The sequence below is a fragment of the Methyloversatilis sp. genome (genome assembly GCF_030698125.1).
GTDB lineage: Bacteria > Pseudomonadota > Gammaproteobacteria > Burkholderiales > Rhodocyclaceae > Methyloversatilis.
This window is the reverse complement of the sequence record NZ_JAUYNV010000025.1, coordinates 120,784-145,384: the sequence shown is the minus strand read 5'-3', so window position 1 is coordinate 145,384 and position 24,601 is coordinate 120,784. Positions and strand designations below refer to the sequence as shown.

The 24,601-nt window shown below is 64.0% G+C and carries 29 protein-coding genes; 10 read left to right on the top strand and 19 right to left on the bottom strand.

All coding sequences use genetic code 11. The features are described from left to right. Nucleotides 1-10 precede the first annotated feature (10 nt). The 9 genes from nusA to Q8Q80_RS10400 form a co-directional block, all read right to left on the bottom strand. A complete protein-coding gene (gene nusA / locus Q8Q80_RS10440; protein ID WP_305632850.1) occupies nucleotides 11-1,483 on the bottom strand; it encodes a transcription termination factor NusA in 1,473 nt (490 codons plus the stop codon). Then, nucleotides 1,480-1,932 (bottom strand): ribosome maturation factor RimP, encoded by a 453-nt coding sequence (gene rimP / locus Q8Q80_RS10435; RefSeq protein WP_069040300.1) that lies wholly within the window; start codon nucleotides 1,930-1,932, stop codon nucleotides 1,480-1,482. The genes nusA and rimP overlap by 4 nt, the downstream gene beginning before the upstream one ends. Nucleotides 1,933-2,093: 161 nt before the next feature. After that, nucleotides 2,094-3,155, bottom strand: a complete 1,062-nt coding sequence (rluB, locus tag Q8Q80_RS10430; RefSeq protein WP_371132741.1) for a 23S rRNA pseudouridine(2605) synthase RluB — start codon at nucleotides 3,153-3,155, stop codon at nucleotides 2,094-2,096. Continuing rightward, nucleotides 3,142-3,711 (bottom strand): SMC-Scp complex subunit ScpB, encoded by a 570-nt coding sequence (scpB, locus tag Q8Q80_RS10425; protein ID WP_305613550.1) that lies wholly within the window; start codon nucleotides 3,709-3,711, stop codon nucleotides 3,142-3,144. The genes rluB and scpB overlap by 14 nt, the downstream gene beginning before the upstream one ends. Continuing rightward, nucleotides 3,671-4,495 (bottom strand): ScpA family protein, encoded by an 825-nt coding sequence (locus tag Q8Q80_RS10420; protein ID WP_305632849.1) that lies wholly within the window; start codon nucleotides 4,493-4,495, stop codon nucleotides 3,671-3,673. Before Q8Q80_RS10420 ends, scpB begins: the two co-directional genes overlap by 41 nt. Continuing rightward, the gene (locus tag Q8Q80_RS10415; protein ID WP_305632848.1) at nucleotides 4,495-5,697 is read right to left on the bottom strand and encodes a tryptophan--tRNA ligase; all 1,203 of its coding nucleotides are present in this window, start codon (nucleotides 5,695-5,697) and stop codon (nucleotides 4,495-4,497) included. The genes Q8Q80_RS10420 and Q8Q80_RS10415 overlap by 1 nt, the downstream gene beginning before the upstream one ends. An 18-nt stretch (nucleotides 5,698-5,715) precedes the next feature. Continuing rightward, complete coding sequence (locus Q8Q80_RS10410; protein ID WP_305632847.1) at nucleotides 5,716-6,372, bottom strand: site-2 protease family protein; 657 nt, start codon at nucleotides 6,370-6,372, stop codon at nucleotides 5,716-5,718. A gap of 25 nt (nucleotides 6,373-6,397) precedes the next feature. Then, nucleotides 6,398-7,030 carry an L-threonylcarbamoyladenylate synthase gene (locus tag Q8Q80_RS10405; protein WP_257078534.1) on the bottom strand — a complete coding sequence of 211 codons (633 nt, stop codon included), beginning with the start codon at nucleotides 7,028-7,030 and terminating at the stop codon, nucleotides 6,398-6,400. A gap of 107 nt (nucleotides 7,031-7,137) precedes the next feature. After that, on the bottom strand, nucleotides 7,138-7,995 hold the full coding sequence (locus Q8Q80_RS10400; protein ID WP_305632846.1) for a PHP domain-containing protein: 858 nt from the start codon (nucleotides 7,993-7,995) through the stop codon (nucleotides 7,138-7,140). A gap of 80 nt (nucleotides 7,996-8,075) precedes the next feature. On the opposite strand from Q8Q80_RS10400, the gene gcvH reads away from it, so the two are divergent. Next, nucleotides 8,076-8,453 (top strand): glycine cleavage system protein GcvH, encoded by a 378-nt coding sequence (gene gcvH, locus Q8Q80_RS10395; protein WP_305632845.1) that lies wholly within the window; start codon nucleotides 8,076-8,078, stop codon nucleotides 8,451-8,453. Nucleotides 8,454-8,472: 19 nt separating this feature from the next. On the opposite strand, the gene Q8Q80_RS10390 is transcribed toward gcvH, so the two are convergent. From Q8Q80_RS10390 to ppx, 6 genes are read right to left on the bottom strand one after another with little or no spacing between them, the layout of a single operon-like run. Further along, nucleotides 8,473-9,210, bottom strand: a complete 738-nt coding sequence (locus Q8Q80_RS10390; RefSeq protein ID WP_305632844.1) for a GAF domain-containing protein — start codon at nucleotides 9,208-9,210, stop codon at nucleotides 8,473-8,475. Further along, on the bottom strand, nucleotides 9,200-9,811 hold the full coding sequence (locus Q8Q80_RS10385) for an ABC-type transport auxiliary lipoprotein family protein (RefSeq protein WP_305632843.1): 612 nt from the start codon (nucleotides 9,809-9,811) through the stop codon (nucleotides 9,200-9,202). Before Q8Q80_RS10385 ends, Q8Q80_RS10390 begins: the two co-directional genes overlap by 11 nt. Continuing rightward, on the bottom strand, nucleotides 9,808-10,785 hold the full coding sequence (locus Q8Q80_RS10380; RefSeq protein ID WP_305632842.1) for an MlaD family protein: 978 nt from the start codon (nucleotides 10,783-10,785) through the stop codon (nucleotides 9,808-9,810). The genes Q8Q80_RS10385 and Q8Q80_RS10380 overlap by 4 nt, the downstream gene beginning before the upstream one ends. Before the next feature lie 2 nt (nucleotides 10,786-10,787). After that, nucleotides 10,788-11,558: an ABC transporter ATP-binding protein gene (locus tag Q8Q80_RS10375; protein ID WP_305632841.1), complete on the bottom strand. Its 771-nt coding sequence runs from the start codon at nucleotides 11,556-11,558 to the stop codon at nucleotides 10,788-10,790. Then, the gene (locus Q8Q80_RS10370; protein WP_305632840.1) at nucleotides 11,555-12,676 is read right to left on the bottom strand and encodes an ABC transporter permease; all 1,122 of its coding nucleotides are present in this window, start codon (nucleotides 12,674-12,676) and stop codon (nucleotides 11,555-11,557) included. The genes Q8Q80_RS10375 and Q8Q80_RS10370 overlap by 4 nt, the downstream gene beginning before the upstream one ends. Nucleotides 12,677-12,683: 7 nt before the next feature. Next, nucleotides 12,684-14,198 carry an exopolyphosphatase gene (ppx, locus tag Q8Q80_RS10365; RefSeq protein WP_305632839.1) on the bottom strand — a complete coding sequence of 505 codons (1,515 nt, stop codon included), beginning with the start codon at nucleotides 14,196-14,198 and terminating at the stop codon, nucleotides 12,684-12,686. Nucleotides 14,199-14,352: 154 nt separating this feature from the next. Here ppx and ppk1 point away from each other — a divergent pair, with 154 nt between their 5' ends. Beyond that, nucleotides 14,353-16,449 carry a polyphosphate kinase 1 gene (gene ppk1 / locus Q8Q80_RS10360; protein ID WP_305632838.1) on the top strand — a complete coding sequence of 699 codons (2,097 nt, stop codon included), beginning with the start codon at nucleotides 14,353-14,355 and terminating at the stop codon, nucleotides 16,447-16,449. Between the two features lie 85 nt (nucleotides 16,450-16,534). Further along, nucleotides 16,535-16,978, top strand: a complete 444-nt coding sequence (locus Q8Q80_RS10355; protein WP_305632837.1) for a hypothetical protein — start codon at nucleotides 16,535-16,537, stop codon at nucleotides 16,976-16,978. A gap of 35 nt (nucleotides 16,979-17,013) precedes the next feature. Here the strand turns inward: Q8Q80_RS10355 and Q8Q80_RS10350 are convergent, their stop codons facing one another. Beyond that, nucleotides 17,014-17,598, bottom strand: a complete 585-nt coding sequence (locus Q8Q80_RS10350; RefSeq protein WP_305632836.1) for a hypothetical protein — start codon at nucleotides 17,596-17,598, stop codon at nucleotides 17,014-17,016. A gap of 80 nt (nucleotides 17,599-17,678) precedes the next feature. Here Q8Q80_RS10350 and Q8Q80_RS10345 point away from each other — a divergent pair, with 80 nt between their 5' ends. From Q8Q80_RS10345 to Q8Q80_RS10320, 6 genes are all read left to right on the top strand, one after another. Beyond that, entirely contained in the window at nucleotides 17,679-18,038 is a 360-nt protein-coding gene (locus tag Q8Q80_RS10345) for an arsenate reductase (RefSeq protein WP_305632835.1), read from the top strand. Then, nucleotides 18,031-18,903, top strand: a complete 873-nt coding sequence (locus tag Q8Q80_RS10340) for an Hsp33 family molecular chaperone HslO (protein WP_305632834.1) — start codon at nucleotides 18,031-18,033, stop codon at nucleotides 18,901-18,903. The genes Q8Q80_RS10345 and Q8Q80_RS10340 overlap by 8 nt, the downstream gene beginning before the upstream one ends. Nucleotides 18,904-18,984: 81 nt before the next feature. Further along, the gene (gene minC, locus Q8Q80_RS10335) at nucleotides 18,985-19,785 is read left to right on the top strand and encodes a septum site-determining protein MinC (protein ID WP_305632833.1); all 801 of its coding nucleotides are present in this window, start codon (nucleotides 18,985-18,987) and stop codon (nucleotides 19,783-19,785) included. A gap of 21 nt (nucleotides 19,786-19,806) precedes the next feature. Then, on the top strand, nucleotides 19,807-20,622 hold the full coding sequence (gene minD, locus Q8Q80_RS10330; protein WP_305632832.1) for a septum site-determining protein MinD: 816 nt from the start codon (nucleotides 19,807-19,809) through the stop codon (nucleotides 20,620-20,622). Between the two features lies 1 nt (nucleotide 20,623). Continuing rightward, nucleotides 20,624-20,881: a cell division topological specificity factor MinE gene (gene minE / locus Q8Q80_RS10325; protein WP_304923056.1), complete on the top strand. Its 258-nt coding sequence runs from the start codon at nucleotides 20,624-20,626 to the stop codon at nucleotides 20,879-20,881. Continuing rightward, nucleotides 20,878-21,648, top strand: coding sequence for a fused MFS/spermidine synthase (locus Q8Q80_RS10320; protein WP_305632830.1), 771 nt, complete (start codon nucleotides 20,878-20,880; stop codon nucleotides 21,646-21,648). The genes minE and Q8Q80_RS10320 overlap by 4 nt, the downstream gene beginning before the upstream one ends. Nucleotides 21,649-21,748: 100 nt before the next feature. Here Q8Q80_RS10320 and Q8Q80_RS10315 read toward each other — a convergent pair whose 3' ends face one another. The 3 genes from Q8Q80_RS10315 to Q8Q80_RS10305 all read right to left on the bottom strand — a co-directional run bounded on the left by Q8Q80_RS10315 (nucleotide 21,749) and on the right by Q8Q80_RS10305 (nucleotide 23,498). Next, on the bottom strand, nucleotides 21,749-22,072 hold the full coding sequence (locus Q8Q80_RS10315) for a cytochrome c (protein ID WP_305632829.1): 324 nt from the start codon (nucleotides 22,070-22,072) through the stop codon (nucleotides 21,749-21,751). 11 nt (nucleotides 22,073-22,083) lie between these two features. Continuing rightward, nucleotides 22,084-22,401 carry a c-type cytochrome gene (locus Q8Q80_RS10310; protein ID WP_305632828.1) on the bottom strand — a complete coding sequence of 106 codons (318 nt, stop codon included), beginning with the start codon at nucleotides 22,399-22,401 and terminating at the stop codon, nucleotides 22,084-22,086. 107 nt (nucleotides 22,402-22,508) lie between these two features. After that, nucleotides 22,509-23,498 (bottom strand): MDR family oxidoreductase, encoded by a 990-nt coding sequence (locus tag Q8Q80_RS10305; protein WP_305632827.1) that lies wholly within the window; start codon nucleotides 23,496-23,498, stop codon nucleotides 22,509-22,511. Between the two features lie 133 nt (nucleotides 23,499-23,631). On the opposite strand from Q8Q80_RS10305, the gene arsS reads away from it, so the two are divergent. After that, nucleotides 23,632-24,594: an arsenosugar biosynthesis radical SAM (seleno)protein ArsS gene (gene arsS, locus Q8Q80_RS10300; protein WP_305632826.1), complete on the top strand. Its 963-nt coding sequence runs from the start codon at nucleotides 23,632-23,634 to the stop codon at nucleotides 24,592-24,594. Nucleotides 24,595-24,601 lie beyond the last annotated feature (7 nt).

Sequence of the window (24,601 nt, the reverse complement as noted above, 5' to 3'; positions counted from 1 at the left end):
CTGTCCTCGATTATTCAAACCAGTGCGCGCGCGCAGTGGTAATCAGCGATGTCGCACGTGCGGAATCGATGCCGGCGATTTCAACCAGTTCATCGACCGCCAGATCTGCGAGATCGTCACGCGATCGCACATTGGCTCGCGCAAGCTGCGCTGCCAGTGGCTTGTCCATGCCGTCCAGCCCGAGCAGATCGTCATCGACCTGCTCCAGCTGCTCCTCGTCCACGATGGCTTCGGTCAGCAACACGTTGCGTGCGCGGTTGCGCAATTCATTCACCGTGTCTTCGTCGAACGCTTCGATTTCGAGCACTTCGGCCAGCGGCACGTAGGCAACCTCTTCCAGCGTCGAGAAACCTTCCTCGATCAGGATGTCGGCAACTTCCTCATCCACATCGAGCTTCGCCATGAACAACAGCCGGATGGCAGCGTTCTCGGCATCGGACTTGGCGGCCGACTGCTCGATGGTCATCAGATTGATCTTCCAGCCCGTCAGCTCGGATGCCAGACGTACGTTCTGGCCGCTGCGACCGATGGCGATCGCCAGATTGTCTTCGCTCACGACGACATCCATGCTGTGGGCGTCTTCGTCCACGACGATACTCGCGACTTCGGCCGGTGCAAGCGCGCCGATGACGAACTGGGCCGGATCGGGCGACCACAGGATGATGTCCACCCGCTCGCCGCCCAGTTCATTGGTCACCGCCTGCACGCGCGAACCGCGCATGCCGATGCAGGTACCCTGCGGATCAACACGCGGATCGTTGGATTTCACTGCGATCTTGGCTCGGATACCGGGGTCGCGTGCCGCGCCCTTGATTTCGATCAGGCCGTCTTCGATCTCGGGCACTTCGAGCTCGAACAGCTTCATGATGAATTCCGGCACGGTGCGCGACAGGATGATCTGCGGCCCGCGCGCCTGACGGTCAACCCGCAGCAGGATGGCCTTGACTCGATCGCCGACGCGCAGGTTTTCACGCGCAATGATGTGTTCGCGCGGCAGCAGGGCTTCCAGGCGACCGCATTCGATAATGGCGTTACCGCGCTCGATGCGCTTGATGGTGCCGGTGACCAGATGGTCCTTGCGTTCGAGGAAATCGCTCAGGATCTGCTCGCGCTCGGCATCGCGGATGCGCTGCAGGATGACCTGCTTGGCGGCCTGCGCACCAATTCGACCGAAATCTATCGGCTCGAGGGCTTCCTCGATGTATTCGTCGAGCTGCACGTCGGAAATCTGGTCTTGCGCATCGGTCAGGCCGATCTGCGCTTCTTCGTTCTCGAGCTCGCTGTCAGGCACCACCAGCCAGCGCCGAAACGACTCGTACTCGCCGGTTTCGCGGTCGATGGTCACGCGCACATCGGCGTCGTCATGGGTACGCTTCTTCGTGGCCGAAGCCAGTGCAGATTCAAGTGCGCCAAATACCACTTCGCGGGCGACATTCTTTTCGCGCGCCAGCGCATCAACCAGCAACAGAATCTCGCGACTCATCGTTTCAACTCCTGCTTGCGTTCAAAGTCCGGCACCAGACGGGCGCGCTCGATCTGCGACAACTCGAACTCGTGTGCCACACCCTTGATTTCCATGGTCAGTCGGCCGTCGCTGACACCTGCCAGGCGCCCGCTGAAACTTCTCTGGTTGTTCAACGGGATGCGTAACCGCAGCTGCGCTTCCTGCCCGGTGAAACGGATGAAGTCGGCCGCTTTCTTGAGCGGTCTGTCGAGACCCGGCGACGACACTTCGAGCCGGTCGTAATCGACGTTTTCAACAGTGAAAAGCCGGGTGAGGTGATTGCTCACCGCCACGCAATCGTCCACAGTGATGCCCTGCTCCGCATCGATGAAAATACGCAGAAGCCGCCCGCGCGGGGACGTTTCCACATCGACCAGTTCGTATCCGAGCCCGCTTACTGCCTGCTCGATGAGCTCCGCAACATTCATCCTTGCAACACAATTCCGGACGCACAAATAAAAAATGGGCTGACCGCCCATCAAACAAACGCCGACACCGCCAGCGCGACAAGTCCGTTAGTGTATCAGAGCGCGACAATCCACTTCAATATGAATGGCCAGATTGCCCGCGCACAAGGATGTTTTGAAAATCAGGATTCGCCGGCCGGGGCGGCAGACGGGCGACGGCGACGGCGTGGTGCGCGTTTGCGCGCCGGCGCTTCGCCTTCGGCACGCTGTGGCTGAACCGGCGCCTGACCTGACGGCGCACCATTGCCGGGTTCGCGCGCCTTTCGCGGGCCGCGACGACGGCCATTGCCCTGCCCGGGTTTCGGCGCCTGAGCGGGCTCCGCAGATTTCGCACGCGGCTTGCCGGCGGCCGGTACGCCGGTCAGCAGGCGTGATACGTCTTCCGGCTTCAGTTCTTCCGCTTCGCCACGGTGCAGGCGCCGCGGCAGTTCGAACGGTCCGTAGCGCACGCGCATCAGTCGGCTCACCGCAAGGCCGACCGCCTCGAACATGCGCCGGACCTCGCGATTGCGCCCTTCCGAAATGGTGACGCGATACCAGTGATTCGATCCTTCGCCGCCACCGTCGGACAGCGCATTGAACCTGGCAATGCCGTCGTCGAGCTCGATGCCGGAGGTCAGGCGGGTTGCCTGTTCTTCCGTGAGTTCCCCGATCAGGCGCACGGCATATTCCCGTTCGAGCTCGTAGCTCGGATGCATCATCTTGTTGGCCAGCTCGCCGCTGGTCGTGAATACCAGCAGACCGGAGGTATTGAAGTCCAGCCGTCCGACCGCGATCCAGCGCCCGCCGCCGACGCGCGGAAGCTTGTCGAATACCGACGGTCGGCCCTCGGGGTCGTCGCGCGACACGATTTCGCCTTCCGGCTTGTGATAGATCAGTACGCGCGGCGCGCGCGGTGCGAAATGGATGTGGATGAGCTTGCCATTGACGCGGACCTTGTCTTCCGGCCCGACGCGCTGACCGACATGGGCCGGCAGCGCGTTCACGCTGATGCGACCGGCCACGATCCAGTCTTCCAGCTCGCGGCGCGATCCCAGGCCCATGTCGGCCAGCATCTTGTGCAGCTTCTGCGGCTCGGAAAACACGATGGGACCGCGCTTCTTCGGACGGCTGTCCTGCGATCTGTAGTTGGCCACGTTGCCATTGACCTGGGGGCCGCCCGGTCTGCGCTTACCTTGCATCATCGAAATTCATCACCTTCTGTAGTTCGGCCAGGGGTGGCAGCTCGGCAAGCGTGCGCAGCCCCAGATCGTCGAGGAATCGTCGGGTGGTGGCGTACAAAGCCGGCCGCCCGGGGACTTCCCGGTAACCGACGCTGTCGATCCAGCCACGCCCTTCAAGTGCCTTGATGATGCCCGGCGACACCGACACCCCGCGGATGTCCTCGATGTCGCCGCGCGTCACCGGCTGGCGATACGCAATGATCGCCAGCGTTTCCAGAACCGCGCGCGAGTAGCGCGGCGGCTTTTCGTTCTTCAGTTTTTCCAGATAAGGCTGCAGATCCGCACGGGTGCGGAAGCGCCACCCGGACGCGACCTGTATCAGTTCGACACCGCGCCCCGACCAGTCGTCGCGCAATTCGTCGAGCAGTCGACGGAGCACCGACGCATCCAGTTCCTCATCGAACATCCGTCTGAGTTCGGCGATCGAAAGTGCGTCCTGCGCTGCGAGCAGCGCCGCTTCGAGTATCCGCTTGATATCAGACGGGTTCGGCGACAGCAGGTGTGGCGTGTCGGACATAAATCGGCGCAAAAGCTTCAATCTGAAGCAGTTCAATCAGGTTCTCGCGGGCCAGTTCAAGCACCGCGAGAAAATTCACCACCATCTGCGCTGCCGGCGCGCCGGCTTCGAACAGCTGGTCGAAGCGTAGCGAACCTTCGTCCGTCAGGCGTCGCAGGATGCCGGACATGAACTCACGCACCGACAGGGCCTCGCGACTGACCTTGTGATGACGGGTGACGTCGGCATGCCGCATCAGCGCCAGCCAGGCCAGTTGAAGATCCGCGGCGCTTACCGCAGGCTGGATTTCGGCAATGCGCTCGGCAACCTGCACGCCCACCCATTCATGCTCACGCTGCGCGCGCGGAATGGCGTCGAGCGCGAGCGAAGCTGCTTTCATCTGTTCGTATTCGATCAGCCGCCGAACGAGTTCGGCACGCGGATCCTCTCCTTCGTCCGTCGATTCGCGCGGCAGACGCGGCAGCAACATCCGGGATTTGATCTCCAGGAGCATTGCGGCCATCAGCAGATATTCGGCTGCAAGTTCAAGGCGGTGCTCGCGCATCGCCTCGACATAGACCAGATACTGCGCGGTCAGCGGCGCCATCGGAATATCGAGGATGTCGACATTCGCCTTGCGGATCAGGTAGAGCAGCAGATCGAGCGGACCCTGGAACGCATCCAGGAACACTTCGAGCGCGTCGGGCGGAATGTACAGGTCGAGCGGAAGTTTTTCCAGCGTCTCGCCATACAACCGCACCGGTGTCGGCGCAGCAGCTTCAACCAGGAGCGCGTCGCCCGACATCAGGCGTAGTTCAGACCCATGGCTTCGCGCACGTCGCGCATCGTTTCCGACGCCAGCTTGCGCGCGCGCTCGCAGCCGTCGGCGACGATGTTGCGCAACAGCATGGGGTCTTCCTCGTATTGTCGCGCACGTTCATGGATCGGCGCCTGTTCCTTCAGCACGGCATCGATCACCGGCTGCTTGCAATCGAGGCAGCCGATGCCGGCCGAGCGACAGCCCTCCTGCACCCACTGCTTCGTGCTGTCGTCGGAATAGATGACGTGGAACTGCCAGACCGGGCAGCGATCCGGGTCACCCGGATCGGTACGTCGCACGCGCTGCGTGTCGGTTTTCATGCCGCGGATCTTCTTGGTGACCAGATCCGGTTCTTCGCGCAGCATCAGCGTGTTGTTGTAAGACTTCGACATCTTCTGTCCATCCAGCCCCGGCATGCGCGCCGCTTCGGTCAGCAGCGCGCCGGGCTCGGCCAGAATCATCTTGCCGCCGCCTTCCAGGTAGCCGTACAGCCGCTCGCGGTCACCCAGACTCAGGCTCTGTGCCTCGTCGAGCAGCGCATGCGCCTGTTCCAGTGCCTCGTCGCGACCTTCCTGCTGGTACAGCGTGCGCAGTTCCTCGTAAAGCTTGCCGCGTTTGCCGCCGAGCTTCTTCACCGCTTCGCGTGCCTTTTCCTCGAACCCCGGCTCGCGTCCGTACAGGTGATTGAAGCGGCGCGCGACTTCGCGCGTCAGCTCGACGTGCGGCACCTGATCCTCACCCACCGGCACCAGATTGGCGCGGTAGATCAGGATGTCGGCCGACTGCAGCAGCGGGTAGCCGAGAAAGCCGTAGGTTGCCAGATCCCTGTCGGACAGCTTGTCCTGCTGGTCCTTGTAGGTCGGCACGCGTTCCAGCCAGCCAAGCGGGCACATCATCGACAGCAGCAGATGCAGTTCGGCGTGCTCGGGCACCCTCGACTGGATGAACAGCGTTGCCTGCGACGGATCGACGCCAGCCGCCAGCCAGTCGATCAGCATGTCCCACACGCTGCGTTCGATGACCTGAGTGTCTTCGTAGTTGGTGGTCAGCGCATGCCAGTCGGCGACGAAGAACAGACAGGGGTACTCGTGTTGCAGACGTACCCAGTTCTTCAGCACCCCGTGGTAGTGGCCGAGGTGCAGACGCCCGGTCGGGCGCATGCCGGAAAGAACACGTTCAGCGTACATGGTGTGGATTCATCCAGTTCAGAAAAGCAGCGCAATCAGGGCCATCCTGGCCAGCGTCAGCAGCGGGCGCAGGATATCCCCCAGCACGCCGGTCAGCAAAAGCGCAAGCAGCAGGAACAGGCCGTAGGGCTCAAGCCGCGCGAAGGCCATCGACGGTCCGCGCGGCAGCAGACTCACCATGATGCGGCCGCCGTCCAGCGGTGGAACCGGCAGCAGGTTGAGAACCATCAGCAGCAGGTTGATCAGGATGCCCGCCTCCGCCATCAGCGTCAGCGGCTCGCCAAAATACTGGGGAGAGGCGTCCAATGCAAATTTGTAGACCAGCCCCCAGATCACGGCCATGACCAGATTGGCGCCCGGTCCGGCGGCGGCCACCCACAGCATGTCCTGCTTGGGACGGCGCAGAAGTGAAAAATTGACCGGTACCGGCTTGGCCCAGCCGAACAGCAGCCCGGGCTGACCGAGCATCGCGGCGCCGAAATACATGACCAGCGGCACCAGTATCGTACCGACCGGATCAATGTGCTTGAACGGGTTGGCCGTGATGCGACCCGCCAGATGCGCGGTCGGGTCCCCCTTGAGCAGCGCGACATAGCCGTGCGCGGCCTCATGCAGGGTAATCGCCAGCACCACGGGAATGATGATGACGGCAAGTCGCGCGATCATGTCATCCATGTGCGCTCCCTGCGGAAGGATGCGCTCACGATTCTTCGAGACCGAAGCGCGACACGTCACCCGCGCCGGCGCGTATCAGCACCGGCTCGCCGGACGACAGATCGATCACCGAGGTCGGCCGGGTGCCGCACGAACCGGCTTCGATCACCAGATCCAGTTCGTGCTGCAGGCGCTCGCGGATGTCGTCTGCATCGGTCAGCGGCAGCTCTTCGCCGGGCAGCAGCAGCGTCGATCCGAGCAGCGGCTCGCCCAGTTCGGCCAGCAGGCTGGACACGACGGGATGGTCGGGCACGCGCAGCCCGATGGTCTTGCGCTTCGGATGCAGCATGCGGCGGGGCAGTTCGCGCGTCGCTTCCAGAATGAAGGTGTAGGCGCCGGGCGTGGCGCTCTTCAACAGCCGGAACTGTGTGTTGTCGACGCGCGCAAGGCTGGCGATTTCCGACAGGTCGCGGCACATCAGCGTGAAGTGATGCTGCGCGTCGACGCCGCGAATGCGCCGGATGCGTTCCAGAACCTGTGCATCGCCCATGTGGCCGACCAGCGAATAGGCGCAGTCGGTCGGGATGGCTGCCAGTCCGCCGGATCGCAGGATGTCGGCCGCCTGTCGTATCAGTCTGGGCTGCGGATTGTCGGGGTGAAGATTGAAAAGTTGGGCCAATTGGGATCGAAGGGAAAATCGGGGAGAAAAATCTGTGGCGGTCGTCTGGGTCAGTTGTCTCGGGCACGTCGCGGGTCACAGGTCGCTTCAGGACGCGCTGCGCGAGCTCAGTTCATGCAGATCACGCGCTGGTTGAGTTCCGGTGCCTGCCATATCGGCTTCAGATCGTCAGGCAACGGCGCGCTGCGCCCCAGATCCACCGCGCTTTCGTCAGGCGCGTGAAAATCCGAAGCGCGCGAGGCGTAGAAGCCGAACCGGCGTGCCAGGCGGGCAAAGGTACGCACTTCCGCGTCGCCGTGCGAGCCGGATATCACTTCGATGCCGCGGCCGCCGAGCGCATGGAATTCTTCGAGCAACTGTTCGATCCGCTCACCCGAAATGCGGTAACGCCCTGGATGGGCAATCACTGCGACGCCGCCGGCGCCATGTATCCAGGCCAGTGCCTGCGCCAGCGTGGTCCACCGGTGGTCGACAAAGCCGGGTCGGCCGGGAACCAGAAAGTTGCGGAACACCGCATGGATATCGCCTGCGTAGCCCTGCTCCACCAGCACGCGCGCAAAGTGCGAGCGTCCGACGAGTGTGGGGTTGCCGGCGTGGCGCATGGCGTTTTCGTAGGGCGCAACCACGCCCAGCAATGAAAGTTCATCGGCGATGCGCAGGGCGCGCGCATCGCGCCCGCTGCGCACCCGGGTCAGGCCGGCAGCCAGATCCGCGTTCGTCGGATCGACGCCCAGCCCCACGACATGAACCGTAATGCCGCCCCAGGTCACAGACACTTCGACGCCGTCAATGAAGGACAGACCGCGCTCGAGCGCAGCATTCCGCGCTTCTTCGAGTCCGCTCAGCGTGTCGTGATCGGTCAGAGACCACAGTTCGACGCCGTTCGCCGCTGCGCGGGCAGCCAGGGCCGATGGCGCAAGCACACCGTCGGAGTGGCAGGAATGGCAGTGCAGGTCAGCGTTCATATCCATTGGATTCTATCAGGCCATCGTCCCCCGCCCGGCGCAGCTACAATTCACGCTGGTCATTTCAACCTGGAACCGCAATGAATCACCCGGACACTCTCCGCTACACCGACACGCATGAATGGGTCAGGATCGAACAGGATGGCAGCGTGACGGTCGGCATCACCGACCACGCCCAGGACGCGCTGGGCGACGTGGTTTTCCTTCAATTACCCGAGGTCGGTCAGCAGGTTGCGCGCAGCGACTCGATGGCCGTCATCGAATCGGTCAAGTCGGCTTCGGATATCCATGCACCGGTATCGGGCACGGTGACGGCGGTCAATCCGCCGGTCGCGGACGCCCCCGAACAGGTCAACAAGGACCCGTACGGAGCCTGGATGTTCGTCATCAAGCCTGATGACGCCGGCGAGCTCGACGTCCTGATGGACGCCGCGCGCTACACCGCTTCCATCGCCTGATCGTCCGGCCGCAGCTTGCTTACGACTTGCTGCGGCCGATGCGCTGGCCGTGCTTGCGCAGGCTGCCTGACAGCTGATCGATGATTTCGCCGGCCGCGGCGACGATCTGGTTCGGTCCGAAGCCGGCTGACTTCATTTCCCGATAGAAGGACTTGGCCAGCAGCTTGGCCATCTGGGCTGGCTGTGCCGCGCCTTGCGTGAAGGCATCCATGGCCGGCAGCGGCACATTGCCGCCGCTTTCCAGCGCGCGCTGCGCAAAACCCGAATTCAGCAGGTAAGCCAGCTGCGCGACCTGTATCGCCTTGCCCGCATAAAGTGCCAGCGCCGCCAGCAACTGCTGGTCGATCGCGGTGAAGGGGGCTTCTCCGCGTGGCCGGCGCACATTGATGACGCCCAGAACGCGGCCATCCAGGGGAAGCGGCTGGCAGATGAAACTACCGCCCTCGCGCCGCACCCGGACATCCGGCGCGGTTGCATCGACGTCATCGATACGCTGCGCAACACCGGTCGCCAGCACGTTGCCCGAGGTCGACATGCCGACACCGACCCGCACCTGCAAGGCGTCTTCGGCCAGTTCGCCGCGCCACGCCGCAAGCCCGAGCAACGCGTGCTCACCCTCGCCGTCGGCCAGCATGATGGACGCGCGTGCGCAGCGCACACCCGTCCATACGGCATCGATCACCTGATCGAGTGCCGCCTGCAACAGACCGCGGCCGGCATCCGGCGCGGGCGACGATTTCGGCTTCTCAGCAGCCATCGTGAGCGCCATTCATGGTCGATGATTCAATCCAGCCGGCAATCCGGACACCCAGCGCATCGACGGCCCGCGCCGATGCCGCCACACCGGCGGCCGCGTCGGCGCCGCTTGCCGGTTCGCTGATCGCGAATGGCAGGCTGGCCAGCACACGCTGACCACGCACGTCGGTCAATACTGCGCGACCCGACAGCAATGCGCGCGCACTGTCCGCCCGGTCGTAGTGCTGGATGAATTCATCGATGTCGACCCGCAGCCGGCAACCCGGGCCGGTGCCGGCGTCGTCGGTCTGCAGCATCTGGCGCAACGCGACGGTCAGCATTTCCGGTGGCGAAGCAGCCCAGCGGCTGAACGCATAAACGTCGCGGCGCGTTGCACTTTCATAGGCCAGGCGGTAATGCATCGCGCTGCCGTCGAGCCAGCTCGGCGAACGGACTTCTATGGCGCGCAGCCCCGGGATGCGCTGCAACGTGGCCCGTGCACTGCCCAGATCGTGCAGTGCCGGTGCCGGCGGACGACTGACCAGCGGCCCGCAGCCCGCCAGCCCTGCCAGCATGAGCGACAGCACGGCCGTCCGGACCCGCCGCATTGATCCAGCCTTCATCGACCCGCTCCTTCCGTGGCTGGCGCGAAACCGGGTTCACCCGGTCCGGCGCGGGATGTTTCTCGCCCCAGCAGAAGTGTCTGCGGCGATGATTCAAGCTCGCCCAAGACCCGGTTGAGCTGGCGCGCATTGCGCTGCACCTCGTCGATCAGGGTCTGCAGTCGGGGCAAGGTGTCGTCGGTGACCTGTTGTCCGGCCACCGCAGCCAGTGCATCGACGCGATCGGCCAGCTGTTTCATTGAACCCAGCAGGGCGCGCAGGTCTTCTGCGGCCCGACGACCTTCTCCGCTGGTCTGTTCGACACTGGCCAGAATGCCGCTCAACCGTTCGACATTCTGCGGTGACATGACGGCCTGCGTACGCTCGAAGGTCTGTCGGGCTTGGTCGAGCACTGCGGGAAGCCCGGCCAGCGACGTATCCACGTGTGCTGTGGCCGACCGCAGATTGGCCAGCACGCCGGAAATCCGCTCGATATTGCCGTCATCGAACAGTACATTCACGCGCAGCAGCACCTGCCGCAACACGGCCATGGTGTCCGTTGCCTGCGAACCGAGCGCTTCGAACTGCGAGCCACCGAGCGGTATGCGGGCCGGGGCCTGACCATCGGCCCGCAGCGGCGCCGGATCGGAACCGTCGTCGTCGAGATCGATCAGCGCAAGACCGGTCACGCCGAGATAGGAAAGCCGCGCACGCGTGGCGGCGGTGACCGGAAAACGCTCCGGAATGTCGATGCGCACATGGATTTCGCGCGGTGCGTCGGGATTGATTGAAATCTCCTTGACCTTGCCGACCCGGATACCGCGATAGCGAACCTGTGCCTGCGGACTGAGTCCGCTGACATTCGAGGTCGTCACCAGCACATATTCGCGCCCCATTTCGCTGTCGCTCGACAGATACCACGTGGCGAGACCGACACAGGCGCCCATGAGCAAAAGGAACAGCCCGGCGGCAAGGGCGTGGGCGCGATTTTCCATTTTCAGCGCACCGTGGTGTCCGGCGTGCGCTGCACGCGACCGGAGGCGAAGAAGTTCTGGATGAACGGATGGTCGACGTTCATGACGTGATCAAGCGGGCCATAGGCCAGTATACGTCGCTCGCCCAGCACGGCGACCTGTGTTGCCAGCGCTGTCAGCGTATCGATGTCATGGGTGACCAGGACGACGGTCAGGCCGAGTTGCCCGCGCAGCGTGCGGATCAGGCTGACGAAAGCGGCCGAGCGGTCAGGGTCAAGGCCGGCGGTAGGTTCGTCGAGCAGCAGAAGTTCGGGTTCGAGTGACAGCGCCCGTGCCAGCGCCACCCGTTTGATCATGCCGCCCGACAGTTCGGACGGCATCAGCCAGGCATGCCGGGGTTCGAGTTCCACCATGGCCAGTTTCATCATCACCAGGTCGCGGATGGTGGCGCGATCGAGCCAGCGCAGCTCGCGCAGCGGGAAAGCAATGTTTTCGAGCACATTGAGCGCCGAGAACAGCGCGCCCTGCTGGAACAGCACGCCGAAGCGCTGGCGCAGCCGGCGATCGGCCAGGGCGTCGCCGGAGAACAGCGGCTGGCCGAACACGCGGATCTGCCCGGCGTCCGGCTGCAGCAGCCCGATCACCTGACGCAGCAAGGTCGTCTTGCCGCTGCCCGAGCCGCCGACCAGCGCAACCACTTCGCCGGCCGCGACGGACAGGTCGATGTCCTGATGCACGACATTCGTGCCAAAGCGCGTCACCAGCCCGCGAATGTCGATGACCGGCGCGCTCATCCGCCTGGCAGCCCGATGTGACGCGTGGCGATGGCGAACAGTGCGTCGACCAGAATGACGCAGGTGATGGCGCTGACCACCGATTTGGTGGTGTTCGACGACAGGCTTTCGGTATTGGGCTTTACCGACAGTCCGAAATGACAGGCCACCAGCGCGATCACCAACCCGAATGCAACGCCTTTCGCCAGCCCGATGTACAGGTTGGCGATCGGTACCACGCGTGGCAGCGTATCGAGAAAGAAGCCATAGCTCATGTCGAGCTGTATCGATGCGGCCACCATGCCGCCGAACAGTGCAGCCGATGATGTCCAGAGCACCAGCAGCGGCAGCGCCGTGACCAGTGCCAGCACCTTGGGCAATACGAGGCGCAGGCTGCGCTGCACGCCCATCGTCGCCAGCGCATCGATCTCTTCGGTCACCCGCATCACGCCCAGCTGCGCCGTCATCGCCGAGCCTGATCGCCCGGCCACCAGCACGGCGACCAGCACCGGTCCGAGTTCGCGCACGATACCGATGCCCAGGATATTGACGATGAACACATCGGCACCGAAGGTCTTGAGCTGCAGCGCCGACAGATACGACAGCACGACGCCGATCAGGAAGCCGACCAGCGCGGTGATCGGCAGCGCACTGACGCCGGTCTTGTACAGATTGGCGGAAATTTCGCGCAACGGCGCGTCCTGCGGCCGGCGGGCAATGTGCATCAGGTCGAGCAGCAACTGGCCGATCAGTGCGACCAGATCGCCGGTCTGCCGTGCGAACGACAAACCGGCGCGGCCCAGTGCTGCCAGCGAGTCGAAGGACGTCGTCGGCGGCGCCACACGACTGCGTACGCCAAGCGCCGAGGCCGACTCCAGCATGGCGAGCGTGTGCTCGCCGGCGTCAAGCGCCGGCGGCAGACGGTCGCCCCAGATGCGCCACAGCAGACAGGCGCCAAGGCTGTCGATGCGTGCGATACCGGTCAGATCCCAGCGAGCGGCCGCCCGTGCCTCACCCGTGTCGAGCGCGGCGCGCAACGCATCGATGCGGCCTTCCAGCCCCTGCAACGTCCAGTCGCCCTGCAGCGACGCGACCTGCGCAGCACCTTCCCGATCGAACGATACGGTCGGCGCGTTCATGCAGGTGTCAGCGCGTCACGCCGGCTGCAAGGCGAGCGGTGCGCAGCTTCAGGTCGATTCCGATCACGCCCCACAACCTCAGTTCGTCGTGCAGGCTGGCATTGGTCAGCGGCGACGCCGACAGCCATTCCGTCCGCGCACCCAGTTGATAGCCACTGCCGGTGCGCTCGATGCTCAGCGGCAGTTCGCTGAAGTCTTCACGGCTGCGATGCAGCAGCACAGCCAGGCGCAGACAGAGGATCAGAGACCAGTCACGCGCGTCGGCCGAAGCCGAGTTTACCTTTTCCAGCTTGCCCCGATGGGCCAGCACGATGCGCGCCAGACGCGATTGGTCCATGCGCGAAAACCCCGGCATGTCAGCGTTGCCGACAATGTAGGCGCTGTGCTTGTGGTAGCCGGCGTGCGCGACCGAAATCCCCAGTTCGTGCAGGCAGGCTGCCCAGCTCAGCATCTGCAGGTCGGGGTGATCATCGGGGTGATCGCCGTTTGCCGCCGGATTGAGCGCGCGGAACAGGCGCAGTGCCGTACCCCGCACGCGCTCGGCTTGCTTCTGGTCGACCTGGTAGCGCCGCATGAACTGCAGCACCGTTGCGTCGCGCAGGTCCTGGTGGTGATAGCGGCCGAGCAGGTCGTACAGCACGCCCAGTCGCAGCGCACCTTCCGAGAAACTCATGCGTTCCAGCCCGAACGCATCGAACACCGCCGACATGATGGCGAATCCGCCTGCCAGCACCGGCAGGCGGTCGGGGCGCAAGCCTGCAATGCCGAGCCGGTTCACGTCGCCGACGCGCAGCAGCAGCGCGCGCAGCTTTTCCATGGCGTCGCGGGTCAGCGCACCCTGCGACCAGCCGTTCAGTTCCATGATGTCAAGCAGCGCCCTTGCCGTGCCGCTCGACCCGACGGCTTCATCCCAACCGAGCGAGCGGTAGCCATATTCGATGGTTTCCAGCTCGCGCCGCGCCGCCAGTTCGGCTTCGCGCAGCGAGCGCTTGTCCATCCGGCCATCCGGAAAGTAGCGCAGGCTGAATGCCACGCAGCCGATGTACATCGATTCCAGCGCCAGCGGCTCGAAGCTGCGGCCAATGATGAATTCGGTCGAACCGCCGCCGATGTCGACCACCAGTTGCTGACTCGACGGGTTGGGCAGCGTATGCGCCACGCCGACATAGATCAGCCGTGCCTCTTCGCGCCCGGCGATCACCTCGATCGGGAAACCCAGCGCTGCTTCGGCCTGTGGCAGGAATTGCGGTGCGTTCTTGGCCACGCGCAGGGTGTTGGTGGCCACGGCGCGTACCTGATCAGGTGCGAAGCCGCGCAGACGCTCGTTGAATCGCGACAGCGCCTCGATGGCCCGAAGCTGCGAGGGACCATCAAGCAACTTGCCCTGCCCGAGTCCCGCCGCCAGCCGGACGGTTTCCTTCAGGCCGTCCAGCGGATAGATCTGATCGTCGACAACGCGGGCAACCTGGAGACGGAAGCTGTTCGAGCCCAGGTCAACCGCAGCGAGAAGTTCGTAGCTCATGCATCCGTAACTGAAAAATCATCAGCGCCGGAGTTTAGCAGCCGGGGGCACGCCTGCCTTCCGCGCATTTGCGTCACACGGCTGTAATAATCGAACATGTTTCATGTCACACAATAGCGTGTTGCCTACCGATGTCGAATCCGGACTTTTGCTCATGAACCTACCGCTTCTGGTGCCACGTTTCGCGCCTGACCACTTCATCAACCGCGAACTGTCGCTCATCGCCTTCAACCGCCGCGTGCTTGCGCAGGCGGCAGACGAGCGTGTGCCACTGCTCGAACGGCTGAAGTTCCTGTGCATCGTGTCGAGCAATCTGGACGAATTCTTCGAGGTGCGGATCGGTGGCCTGCGCGAGCAGATCAAGCTCGGGGCGCGCAGCGTCACGTCGGACGGGCGCTCGGCGCAGGAGGCCCTGCGCCTGATCGCGAATGAATGCCATCAGCTGATCGCCGAGCAGTACGCGCTGCTGAACGACGTCATCCTGCCGGCGCTGGAAACCGAAGGCATCGTTTTCCTGCGCCGAGGCGCGTGGACGGATGAGCAGCGGGAGTGGATACGCGACTATTTCATGCGTGAACTGATGCCGGTGCTGACCCCGATCGGGCTGGACCCTTCGCATCCCTTCCCGCGCGTGCTCAACAAGAGCCTGAACTTCGCAGTCGAACTCGACGGCCGCGACGCGTTCGGGCGCAGTTCCCGTTTTGCCATCGTGCAGGCGCCGCGCGCGTTGCCACGGGTGATCAAGCTGCCGAAGGAACTGACCGGCGTCGATCACGGCTTCGTATTCCTGTCGTCAGCGATGCACATGAATGTCGGCGATCTGTTCGAAGGCATGAATGTGCTCGGCTGCTACCAGTTCCGGGTGACCCGCAATTCCGACCTCTTCCTCGACGAGGAAGAGGTAAAGAACCTTCGTCTGGCGCTGCAGGGCGAACTGCCGCAGCGCCACTACGGCGACGCGGTGCGGCTGGAAGTGGCCGACAACTGTTCCGAGCACATGGCCGACTTCCTGCTGCAGCAGTTCAACCTGACGCGCGATGATCTGTACCGTGCGCCCGGCATCGTCAATCTGGTGCGCCTGATGCAGGTGCCGAACTGGGTGGACCGGCCGGATCTCAAGTACCCGCCGTTCGCGCCGACGCTGCCGCGCGCCATGGAAAAGCGCTATGACATCTTCGCGATGCTGCGCCGGCAGGACATCCTGCTGCATCACCCGTGGGAGGCCTTCACGCCGGTGATCGATCTGGTTCAGCAGGCGGTGGATGACCCGGAAGTGGTCGCCATCAAGATGACGGTCTACCGCACCGGTATCGATTCGGTGCTGATGGAGGCGCTGGTGCGCGCCGCGCACAAGGGCAAGGAAGTGACGGTCGTGGTCGAGCTGATGGCGCGGTTCGACGAGGAAGCCAACATCAACTGGGCGTCGCGGCTGGAAGATGCCGGTGCACACGTGGTGTATGGCGTGTTCGGCTACAAGACGCACGCCAAGCTGCTGATGGTGGTGCGGCGCGAGGAGATCGACGGTGTGCGCAGCTTCCGGCGCTTCGTGCATCTGGGAACGGGCAATTACCACCCCAGTACGGCGCGCTTCTACACCGATTTTGGTCTGATGACGGCCGATGAACTGATCGGCGAGGACGTGAACGAGGTGTTCAAGCAACTGACCGGGCTGGGCCACGCCGGCACGCTGACCCACCTGTGGCAGGCGCCGTTCACGCTGCACAGCAATGTCATCGCAGCGATCAACCGCGAAGCGGACAACGCACGCGCCGGCCGCAAGGCGCGCATCATCGCCAAGATGAACTCGCTGGTCGAGGACGAAACGATCGAGGCGCTGTACAACGCCAGCCAGGCGGGTGTCGACATCGATCTGATCGTGCGCGGCGTGTGTGCCTTGCGTCCCGGTGTGCCGGGCCTGTCCGAAAAAATCACGGTGCGCTCCATCGTCGGCCGCTTCCTCGAACATTCGCGCATCTATCACTTCCACGCCGACGGTGAGGAAAAGCTCTATCTGGCCAGTGCCGACTGGATGGAGCGCAACTTTTTCCGGCGCATCGAGGTGGCGTTTCCGATACTCGATCCGAAACTGAAGCGGCGCGTGATGAAAGAGGGATTGCGCCCCTACCTGCTCGACAACAGCCAGTCGTGGGAGATGGAGCCGGATGGCCGGTATCGCAGGCGCGTGTCGCGCGCCGCACGGCACTGCGCGCAGGAAACGCTGCTGGCCGAGTATTCACGCGGCGGCAAGTAAGGCGAGCTGGCAGGTGAGCCGACTCAAGCGTCGGGCGCAACTGCCGTAAACCGGATGTGTTCAATCCATCCGGACAAACGTCAAGGTGAAGGTCGCCCAATCCCTCCTGCTCGTGTCGCTCGCCGTCACCCTCGTGGCGTGCGACAAGCTCCCCTTTCCGGACCCCAATCGCGCAGCGATGCAAAAGGAACTGGACAGCAAGGCCATTGGCGGCGCCTGCCGCCACGCCGGCCGCGCGCTGGAGGACTGCTACCGGCTCAATCCGAAGGCATCGAAGGCGGCCGTATTTGCCGGCTGGCGCGAAATGAACGACTACATGACGGAAAACAAGCTCGACGTCGTGCTGCCCGCCCTTCCGCCGCGGGGTACCCGCATGGTGGGTGAAACTGCCCACGCCGGGACGCCATCCGCAGATTCGCTACAAGACACCGACAAGGCCGGCGGCGATGGCGCATCCGACGAAAAGAAGCCGGACAGCAGCAGCGCGAAACCTTCGGACAAGAAAAACCCCGCACTGACAGCGGGGTGATTTCAGCGCCGGCCGCACTCGCGACCGGATACCGATCAGCGCATCGCGGCCAGTTCGCTCAGATCCTTGCCGTCGATCTTCACCCGCGCCAGCGTCACCTCACCGTCGTCCATATCCAGCGGTTCGATGCTCACCCGACCCGAATCGAGCAGTTGCTGCAATTTCTGTTTGCCGATGCTCGAAGCAGTCGTGGTTTCGAGGGCTTCGAGGCCCGCCGCCCTTACACGCACGCCATCAGCGTAGAACGTACTGCCATCCACCGCGTAATGCCGCTGGGCCGGCGCCTTCGGCGGCCGGAACACCGGTGTTGCGGCCGCGACTGCCACACTGCGGCGAGGCGCCTTCGCCGTCACGGATATGCGTTTTTTCGCGGCGACATTGACCGCAGGACGTATCTTCTTCTTGACTTGCTGGCTGCTCGCCACTGACCGCGCCGCATAAGCGTCGTCCATCGTACCGAACAGCGAAAATCCAAACAGGGCAGACAGGGCGATTGCGCCCAGGGTTTTACCGATCATGCACGTCTCCCGAAGGGGCCCGCAGTATTGACCGAACTGAAAACTTCGATCAACGATGTGAGCCAATTTATTGTTTAGGATGATTTTTCCAATATTAACCATTGCAGCCGCGCAGCGCCAGTACCGCCGAAGCCTGTCGGCACGACTTACAATGTCGGCGATTCCCTTTCCGTACTCCGCACATGCTTCGCGTTTTCGGTATCCGGCGCTGTGACACGATGTCCCGCGCCATGGCCTGGCTGAACGAACACCAGCTCGAATTCCATCTGCACGACTACAAGAAGGACGGAGTGCCGGCGGACCGGCTTGCCGGCTGGATCGAACGTGCCGGCTGGCGGGCCATCGTCAATACGAAAGGCACGACCTTTCGCAAGCTGCCACCCGAACAGACTGCCGATCTGGACGATGCAAGCGCGCAGCCCCTGCTGACCGAACATCCGTCAGCCATCCGCCGGCCCATCATCGAGCATGGCGGACACTTGCTTATCGGCTTCGATCCGGCGCACTGGAGCGAAATCCTCAAGCGCAAGCCCAATGAGTGAGCGCGATTTCATCCAGCGCTTCATGTTCGAGGCGCTGGACATCCGTGGCGCACTGGTCCGTTTCGATCAGGGCTGGCAGGCCATGCAGAAGGGACGCGGCTATGGCGCCGTCGCCACACGGCTGCTTGGCGAAGTGGCCGTGGTCACGCTGTTGATCGGCGGACAGCTCAAGCAGCCGGCCCGCCTGACGGTTCAGGTACGCGGCCGCGGGCCGGTCGAGACGCTGGTCGTCGATTGCGACCAGCAGCTTCGTCTGCGCGGCATGGCCAGTGCGCCACCAGACCTGGCCGATGCGCCAGTCCCGGCGCTGCTCGGTGAGGGACATCTGGTGATGACCTTGCAGACGGATGAGGCCGAGACGCCCTACCAGAGTCTGGTGCCGCTGGAAGGTGACACGGTGGCGGCGGTGTTCGAGCACTATCTTGCACTGTCCGAACAGCAGCCGGCGGCGCTGTGGCTGCACGCCGATGCCGAGTGCGCGACCGGCCTGTTCCTGCAGAAGCTGCCGGATGCCGACCGCAAGGATGCGGATGGTTGGAACCGCCTGTGCCACCTCGCTGCAACCGTGACGCCTGACGAGCTGAAGACGCTGGCACCCGAAGCACTGCTCGGCCGTCTGTTTGCCGAAGAGGCAGCGCGTGACGGCATTCGGGTGTTCGCACCGGCGATTCCGCGCCATCACTGCCCGCGCGACGAAGAAAAGTTGCGCCGGCTGGTGCTGTCGCTCGGTCGCGAAGAGGTCGAATCCATCCTGCGCGAACAGGGCGAGGTGCATATCCACGACGACATGTGCAACCACGACTACCGCTTCAGCGCGCTCGACATCCAGCTGCTGTTCGGCGAAGCTCCGCCCGCCGTGCATTGATGCGGTATCCAAACGCCCCTTGCGTCAGTTGCCCGTGCATCGGTCACTGACTAGACTTTCGACATTTCCCGCGGACACCCCATGGCGCGCAAGCCCGCTCCCCCGGCCGTAGAACTCAAAAGCGCCACGCTCGAAGCCATGCGCGCGCTGCTGCACGCAGCCGATGCGTCATCGGTCGCGGCAGCGCTGGACGCGCGGCTCGGCGCAACCCCCGGCTTTTTTTCGGGCGAACCGGTAGTCATCGACGCGAGCGCTCTGCCGTCCGATGCTGCGCCCGACTGGGCGGGCATCCGGGACGCACTGGCCCGCCACTCATTGACTGCCGTTGCAGTTCAGGGGGTCGATGACGTCGCTGCCGACACGGCGCGCGCACTCGGTTTTGCGATCGTGGCCGGCGACGCTCAGCCCGACCGGGCGCCACCGCCCGAACCCGTCGCCGAACCGGTTGCAGAAGCCGTCGTCGAACCGGTCATCGAGTGCGAACCCGTCGTCGCGCAGGCGACCGAACCGGTCGTCCCACCGGCGCCGGCCCGGCGTACCGAAATCATCGACAAGCCGTTGCGTTCCGGCCAGCGCGTGTATGCCCGCGGCTGCGACCTGATCGTGCTGGCCATGGTCAGCGCCGGCGCCGAGGTGATTGCCGACGGCAACATCCACATCTACGCACCGCTGCGCGGACGAGCGCTGGCGGGTGCGGCGGGCGATGTGCAGGCGCGCATCTTCACCACCTGCTTCGAAGCCGAACTGGTGTCGATCGCCGGCGTTTACCGCACCTTCGAACACACCGCGCACAGCGAGCTGCTGCGCAAGCCGGCGCATGTGCGTCTGCAGGAACATGAAGACAAACAGGTACTTGATGTCGCCGCACTGGCGACCACCTGAAACATCAGAGGGAGAACAAGAGTGACCCGTATCGTAGTCGTCACATCCGGCAAGGGCGGCGTGGGCAAGACCACCACCAGCGCCGCTTTTTCGTCCGGCCTTGCCATGAGCGGCAAGAAGACAGCCGTCATCGACTTCGACGTCGGCCTGCGCAACCTCGACCTCATCATGGGTTGCGAGCGGCGCGTCGTGTATGACTTCGTGAATGTGCTGCACGGCGAAGCCAACCTGACCCAGGCGCTGATCAAGGACAAGCACTGCGACAACCTCTTCGTGCTGCCTGCGTCGCAGACCCGCGACAAGGATGCGCTGACCGAAGACGGCGTCGAGAAGATCCTGAACGACCTCGTGGGCATGGGCTTCGACTACATTGTGTGCGATTCGCCGGCGGGCATCGAACACGGCGCGGTCATGGCACTCACCTTCGCCGACGAAGCCATCATCGTCACCAATCCGGAAGTCAGTTCGGTGCGCGACTCGGACCGCATTCTCGGCATCCTGCAGTCGAAATCGCGCCGCGCCAAGGAAGGTCGCGAGCCGGTGAAGGAGCATCTGGTCATCACCCGTTATTCGCCCAAACGTGCCAACGACGGCGAAATGCTCAGCTACGGCGACGTGCAGGAAATCCTGCGCATTCCGGTGCTGGGTGTCATCCCGGAGTCTGAAATCGTGCTGCAGGCGTCGAACCAGGGGACGCCGGCCATCCACATGGAAGGCAGCGATGTCGCGCAGGCCTACGCCGACGTGGTGGCCCGCTTCCTGGGCGAAGAGCGCCCGCTGCGCTTCGTCGAATACGAAAAGCCCGGCCTGCTCAAGCGCCTGTTCGGAGGGAAGTGACATGTCGCTGCTGTCACTGATTTTCGGCCAGAAACCGAAAACTGCGTCGATCGCGAAGGAAAGGCTGCAACTCATCATCGCGCGCGAACGTGGCGCGAATTCGTCGGCCGACTTCCTGCCGGCGCTGCAGCAGGAACTGGTGGCGGTCATTTCGAAGTATGTGCGCGTCAATCCCGAAGACATCAAGGTCCAGCTCGAAAGGCAGGACAACTACGAAGTACTTGAAGTCAACATCGTGCTGCCTGATCAGCGCAATTGAACCTCGCCGTACCGCGTCATTCGATCGACGTGTCCGAGGGGGCCGGCGTGCGCTATCTGCACTTCGGTTCCGAGTGGATACAGGGCGCGATGCGCGTCGCGCGCCCGTTCGCGCTTGAACTGGAATACACGCGTGAAATGATGCTGCCGCTGCTGCTGGCGGCCGACGAAAGCTGGCCTGCGCAGGTGCTGGTCATCGGCCTGGGCGCCGCATCGGTCACCAAATTCCTGCACCGCTACTGCGCGCAGTCGGCGTTGACCGTGGTCGAGATCGATCCGCGCATGCCGGCGGCGGCAGCCAGCTACTTCCGCCTGCCGCCGGAAGACGGGCGGCTGCGCATCGTGATCGATGACGGAGCGAAATTCGTCGCGGCCAGCGACCAGCAGTGGGACCTGATCCTGGTCGATGGCTACGATCACCGTGCGCGGGCCAACTCGCTCGATACCGAAGCCTTCCATCGTGCCTGTCGGGCGAAGCTGTCGCGGGGCGGACGGGTCTGTCTGAACCTGTTCGGTCGCACGCGCGGTTTTCGCGCCAGCGCACAGCGGGTGATGGACGCCTACGATGGGCACGCGCTGGTGCTGCCCTCGCTCAACGAGGGCAACGCGATCTGCATCGCGTCGACTGGCCATGGAACGGGCGTGTCGATGGACGTGCTACGCGCGCGGGCGCAACGTCTGCGTGCCGACACCGGGCTGAATCTGTCACCCAGCCTGAGCCGGATCGAACAGGCGGGGTATTGTGCAGGGGGCCGTCTGGTGATCTGAACGATCTGATCCGGCGCCGGCCATAAGGCGGCAACAGAAGGAAGCACCAGAAACAAAAAAGCCGGCACTGCCGGCTTTTTTTCATCGTCGAAGCGGATGTTCAGCGACGCGACACCAGCGGTCCGCCCTGCGACGCAAAGTAGGCCGCCAGATCCGCCATGTCCTGCTTGCTCAGCGCACCGACCTGGGCGGCCATGATGGCATTCTTGCGCGCACCGCTCTTGTACGACAGCAGCGACTGCAGCAGATAGTCCTCGTGCTGCCCGCCGATGCGCGGGAAAGCCGGCGCCGGACTGTTGCCGTCGGCACCATGACAGGCCGCGCACGCAGCCGATTTTTCCTTGCCGCGCGCCACGTCACCGGCGAACGCGAAGCTGCTGCCCAGCAGCGCAGCGGCTGCAACCACCATCGTTTTCTTGATCATCACGACCTTCCTCATTTCTGCGCGGCGTAATACGCCGCGATGTCGGCCATGTCCTGTTCGGTCAGGCTGGCGGCAATGCCGTTCATCGACGGGTGCTTGCGATCACCGCTCTTGTAGGCCTGCAGCGCGGCGACGATGTATTCGGGGTACTGGCCACCGATCAGCGGCACCTTGTAGGTTTTCGGAAACACGGTCTGGTAACCCGGAATGCCGTGGCAACCGATGCACATGGCGACCTTGTCCCTGGCGGCTTCTGCATTGCCTTCGACGGCGAGGGCAAGCGGGCTGACACAGAGGGCTGCGACAGCGAGAACGGTTCTGGCGCTCATCGATGATCTCTTTTTTGAAGGTTGAACTTATTTCGGAAAATCGCCGCGCAGTGTAGCGAAGGACGGAGTGACCGTCAAAACCACCGCACGGCGCGTGGCCCGCATACTCAGACTGCAGCCGTATCGACGACCAGGCGACCGCGTACCTTTCCTTCCAGGAAGCGCGGTGCGACATCGAGCACTTCATCGAGCCGCACCACCTGCGTCATGGCGTCGAGCTTGTCCATCGGCATGTCGCGCACGATGCGCGCCCACGCTTCTTCGCGCGGTCCGTGCGCCACGGTGACGCTGTTGATGCCGTACAACGTGACGCCACGCAGGATGAACGGTGCGACGGTAGCCGGAAAGTCCATGCCCTGGGCCAGACCGCAAGCGGCGACGGCGCCGTTTTCGCGCGTCGCCGCGCAGGCGTTGGCCAGCGTGTGCGAGCCGACACTGTCGACCACACCGGCCCAGCGCTCACGCGCCAGCGGCTTGCCTGGCGCCGACAGCGTCGCGCGATCGATGACCGATTCGGCGCCGAGCGACTTCAGATATCCGGTTTCGTCGAGCCGGCCGGTGCTCGCCACCACGCGATAACCCAGACTGGCCAGCAGTGCCACGGCGACCGAACCCACGCCGCCGCTGGCGCCGGTCACCAGCACCTCGCCGTCGCCCGGCTTCAGCCCATGACGTTCCAGCGCCAGCAGACACAGCATGGCGGTGAAGCCGGCGGTACCGACTGCCATCGCATGCTTCGCGTCGAAGCCGGTCGGCAGCGCGACCAGCCAGTCACCCTTGATCGCAGCGCGCTGCGCCAGACCGCCCCAGTGGCCCTCGCCCACACCGAAGCCGGTCAGCACGACCTTGTCGCCGACCTTCCAGCGCGGATGGTCGCTGTGTTCGATCACGCCCGCGAAATCGATGCCCGGCACCATCGGCCACTTGCGCACGATGGGGCTGCGCCCGGTGATCGCCAGCGCATCCTTGTAATTCAGGCTGGACCACTGCACAGCAACGCGCACATCGGCTTCGGGCAGTGCCGTGTCCTCGACATCGCTCAGGCGGGCGATCGTCTTGCCGTCCGCCCCCTGCTCCAGCAATATGGCCTTGAACATCTTCGGTTTCCTCCGGTCTTTGACAGTCTGCAACGCGCAGGATACTTGGTGCTCCGCAAAGCAGTAAGGTTGCGGCGGCGACAACGGTCTTCCATCCAGCACACTCCATCGCACCCACAGGGCTCAATCACGCATGCACGCCACACTGCCGCTCCTGCGAACGACCGACTTTCCGCCGCTGGCCCGTCGCCACACCGAAATCCTGCAACTGAATCTGGGTTACACCTGCAATCAAAGCTGCCTGCATTGCCATGTCAACGCAGGCCCTGCCCGCACCGAACAGATGAGTCTGGCGACACTGCAGATCGTGCTCGACTTCATCCGCGCGTCCGACGTGCGCCTGATCGATCTGACCGGCGGCGCGCCGGAAATGAATCCGCACTTCCGCTGGCTGGTCAGCGAAGCCCGCAAGCTCGACGTCGCCGTGATCGACCGCTGCAACCTGACCATCCTGTCCGAACCCGGCTACGAAGGCACGGCGCAGTTTCTGGCCGACCATCGGGTGCAGGTCACCGCGTCGCTGCCCTGCTATCTCGAAGACAACGTCGATCGCCAGCGCGGCAATGGCGTGTTCGCGCGCAGCATCGCCGCGCTGCAGCAGCTCAACGCGCTCGGCTATGGACAGCCCGACTCCGGGCTTGAACTGAATCTGGTGTTCAATCCGCAGGGGCCGTCGTTGCCACCGCCGCAGCAGGCGCTGGAGCAGTCGTATCGCGATCACCTCGGCAGCGGATTCGGCATCGTGTTCACCCGCCTGTACACGCTGACCAACATGCCGATCCAGCGTTTCGGCTCGACGCTGGTATCGAAGGGGCAGTTCAACAGCTACATGAAGACGCTGCGCACCGCGCACCGCGACGACAACCTGGACAGCGTGATGTGCCGCAACCTGCTGAGCGTCGACTGGGAAGGCCACGTATATGACTGCGACTTCAACCAGATGCTGGGTCTGCCGCTGCGCATCGACGGCCGGCCGCGCGTGCACTTGTCCGAACTGATCGGCCGCGACGTATCGGGCACGCCCATCGTCGTCATGGATCACTGCTACGGCTGCACCGCGGGACAGGGCTCGTCATGCGCCGGCGCGCTGGTCTGAAGGGCTG

Excerpts from the sequence above, each read along its gene's own strand:
- minC (WP_305632833.1), top strand. The coding sequence starts at position 18,985 with ATGGCGCGCAAGCCCGCTCCCCCGGCCGTAGAACTCAAAAGCGCCACG.
- ppk1 (WP_305632838.1), top strand. The coding sequence starts at position 14,353 with ATGAACCTACCGCTTCTGGTGCCACGTTTCGCGCCTGACCACTTCATC.
- gcvH (WP_305632845.1), top strand. The coding sequence starts at position 8,076 with ATGAATCACCCGGACACTCTCCGCTACACCGACACGCATGAATGGGTC.
- nusA (WP_305632850.1), bottom strand. The coding sequence starts at position 1,483 with ATGAGTCGCGAGATTCTGTTGCTGGTTGATGCGCTGGCGCGCGAAAAG.
- Q8Q80_RS10400 (WP_305632846.1), bottom strand. The coding sequence starts at position 7,995 with ATGAACGCTGACCTGCACTGCCATTCCTGCCACTCCGACGGTGTGCTT.
- Q8Q80_RS10345 (WP_305632835.1), top strand. The coding sequence starts at position 17,679 with ATGCTTCGCGTTTTCGGTATCCGGCGCTGTGACACGATGTCCCGCGCC.
- Q8Q80_RS10390 (WP_305632844.1), bottom strand. The coding sequence starts at position 9,210 with ATGGCTGCTGAGAAGCCGAAATCGTCGCCCGCGCCGGATGCCGGCCGC.
- Q8Q80_RS10315 (WP_305632829.1), bottom strand. The coding sequence starts at position 22,072 with ATGATCAAGAAAACGATGGTGGTTGCAGCCGCTGCGCTGCTGGGCAGC.
- Q8Q80_RS10305 (WP_305632827.1), bottom strand. The coding sequence starts at position 23,498 with ATGTTCAAGGCCATATTGCTGGAGCAGGGGGCGGACGGCAAGACGATC.
- Q8Q80_RS10350 (WP_305632836.1), bottom strand. The coding sequence starts at position 17,598 with ATGGTTAATATTGGAAAAATCATCCTAAACAATAAATTGGCTCACATC.
- rimP (WP_069040300.1), bottom strand. The coding sequence starts at position 1,932 with ATGAATGTTGCGGAGCTCATCGAGCAGGCAGTAAGCGGGCTCGGATAC.
- Q8Q80_RS10385 (WP_305632843.1), bottom strand. The coding sequence starts at position 9,811 with ATGAAGGCTGGATCAATGCGGCGGGTCCGGACGGCCGTGCTGTCGCTC.
- scpB (WP_305613550.1), bottom strand. The coding sequence starts at position 3,711 with ATGTCCGACACGCCACACCTGCTGTCGCCGAACCCGTCTGATATCAAG.
- Q8Q80_RS10420 (WP_305632849.1), bottom strand. The coding sequence starts at position 4,495 with ATGTCGGGCGACGCGCTCCTGGTTGAAGCTGCTGCGCCGACACCGGTG.
- Q8Q80_RS10415 (WP_305632848.1), bottom strand. The coding sequence starts at position 5,697 with ATGTACGCTGAACGTGTTCTTTCCGGCATGCGCCCGACCGGGCGTCTG.
- arsS (WP_305632826.1), top strand. The coding sequence starts at position 23,632 with ATGCACGCCACACTGCCGCTCCTGCGAACGACCGACTTTCCGCCGCTG.
- Q8Q80_RS10410 (WP_305632847.1), bottom strand. The coding sequence starts at position 6,372 with ATGGATGACATGATCGCGCGACTTGCCGTCATCATCATTCCCGTGGTG.
- minE (WP_304923056.1), top strand. The coding sequence starts at position 20,624 with ATGTCGCTGCTGTCACTGATTTTCGGCCAGAAACCGAAAACTGCGTCG.
- rluB (WP_371132741.1), bottom strand. The coding sequence starts at position 3,155 with ATGATGCAAGGTAAGCGCAGACCGGGCGGCCCCCAGGTCAATGGCAAC.
- Q8Q80_RS10310 (WP_305632828.1), bottom strand. The coding sequence starts at position 22,401 with ATGAGCGCCAGAACCGTTCTCGCTGTCGCAGCCCTCTGTGTCAGCCCG.
- Q8Q80_RS10380 (WP_305632842.1), bottom strand. The coding sequence starts at position 10,785 with ATGGAAAATCGCGCCCACGCCCTTGCCGCCGGGCTGTTCCTTTTGCTC.
- Q8Q80_RS10375 (WP_305632841.1), bottom strand. The coding sequence starts at position 11,558 with ATGAGCGCGCCGGTCATCGACATTCGCGGGCTGGTGACGCGCTTTGGC.
- Q8Q80_RS10340 (WP_305632834.1), top strand. The coding sequence starts at position 18,031 with ATGAGTGAGCGCGATTTCATCCAGCGCTTCATGTTCGAGGCGCTGGAC.
- Q8Q80_RS10370 (WP_305632840.1), bottom strand. The coding sequence starts at position 12,676 with ATGAACGCGCCGACCGTATCGTTCGATCGGGAAGGTGCTGCGCAGGTC.
- ppx (WP_305632839.1), bottom strand. The coding sequence starts at position 14,198 with ATGAGCTACGAACTTCTCGCTGCGGTTGACCTGGGCTCGAACAGCTTC.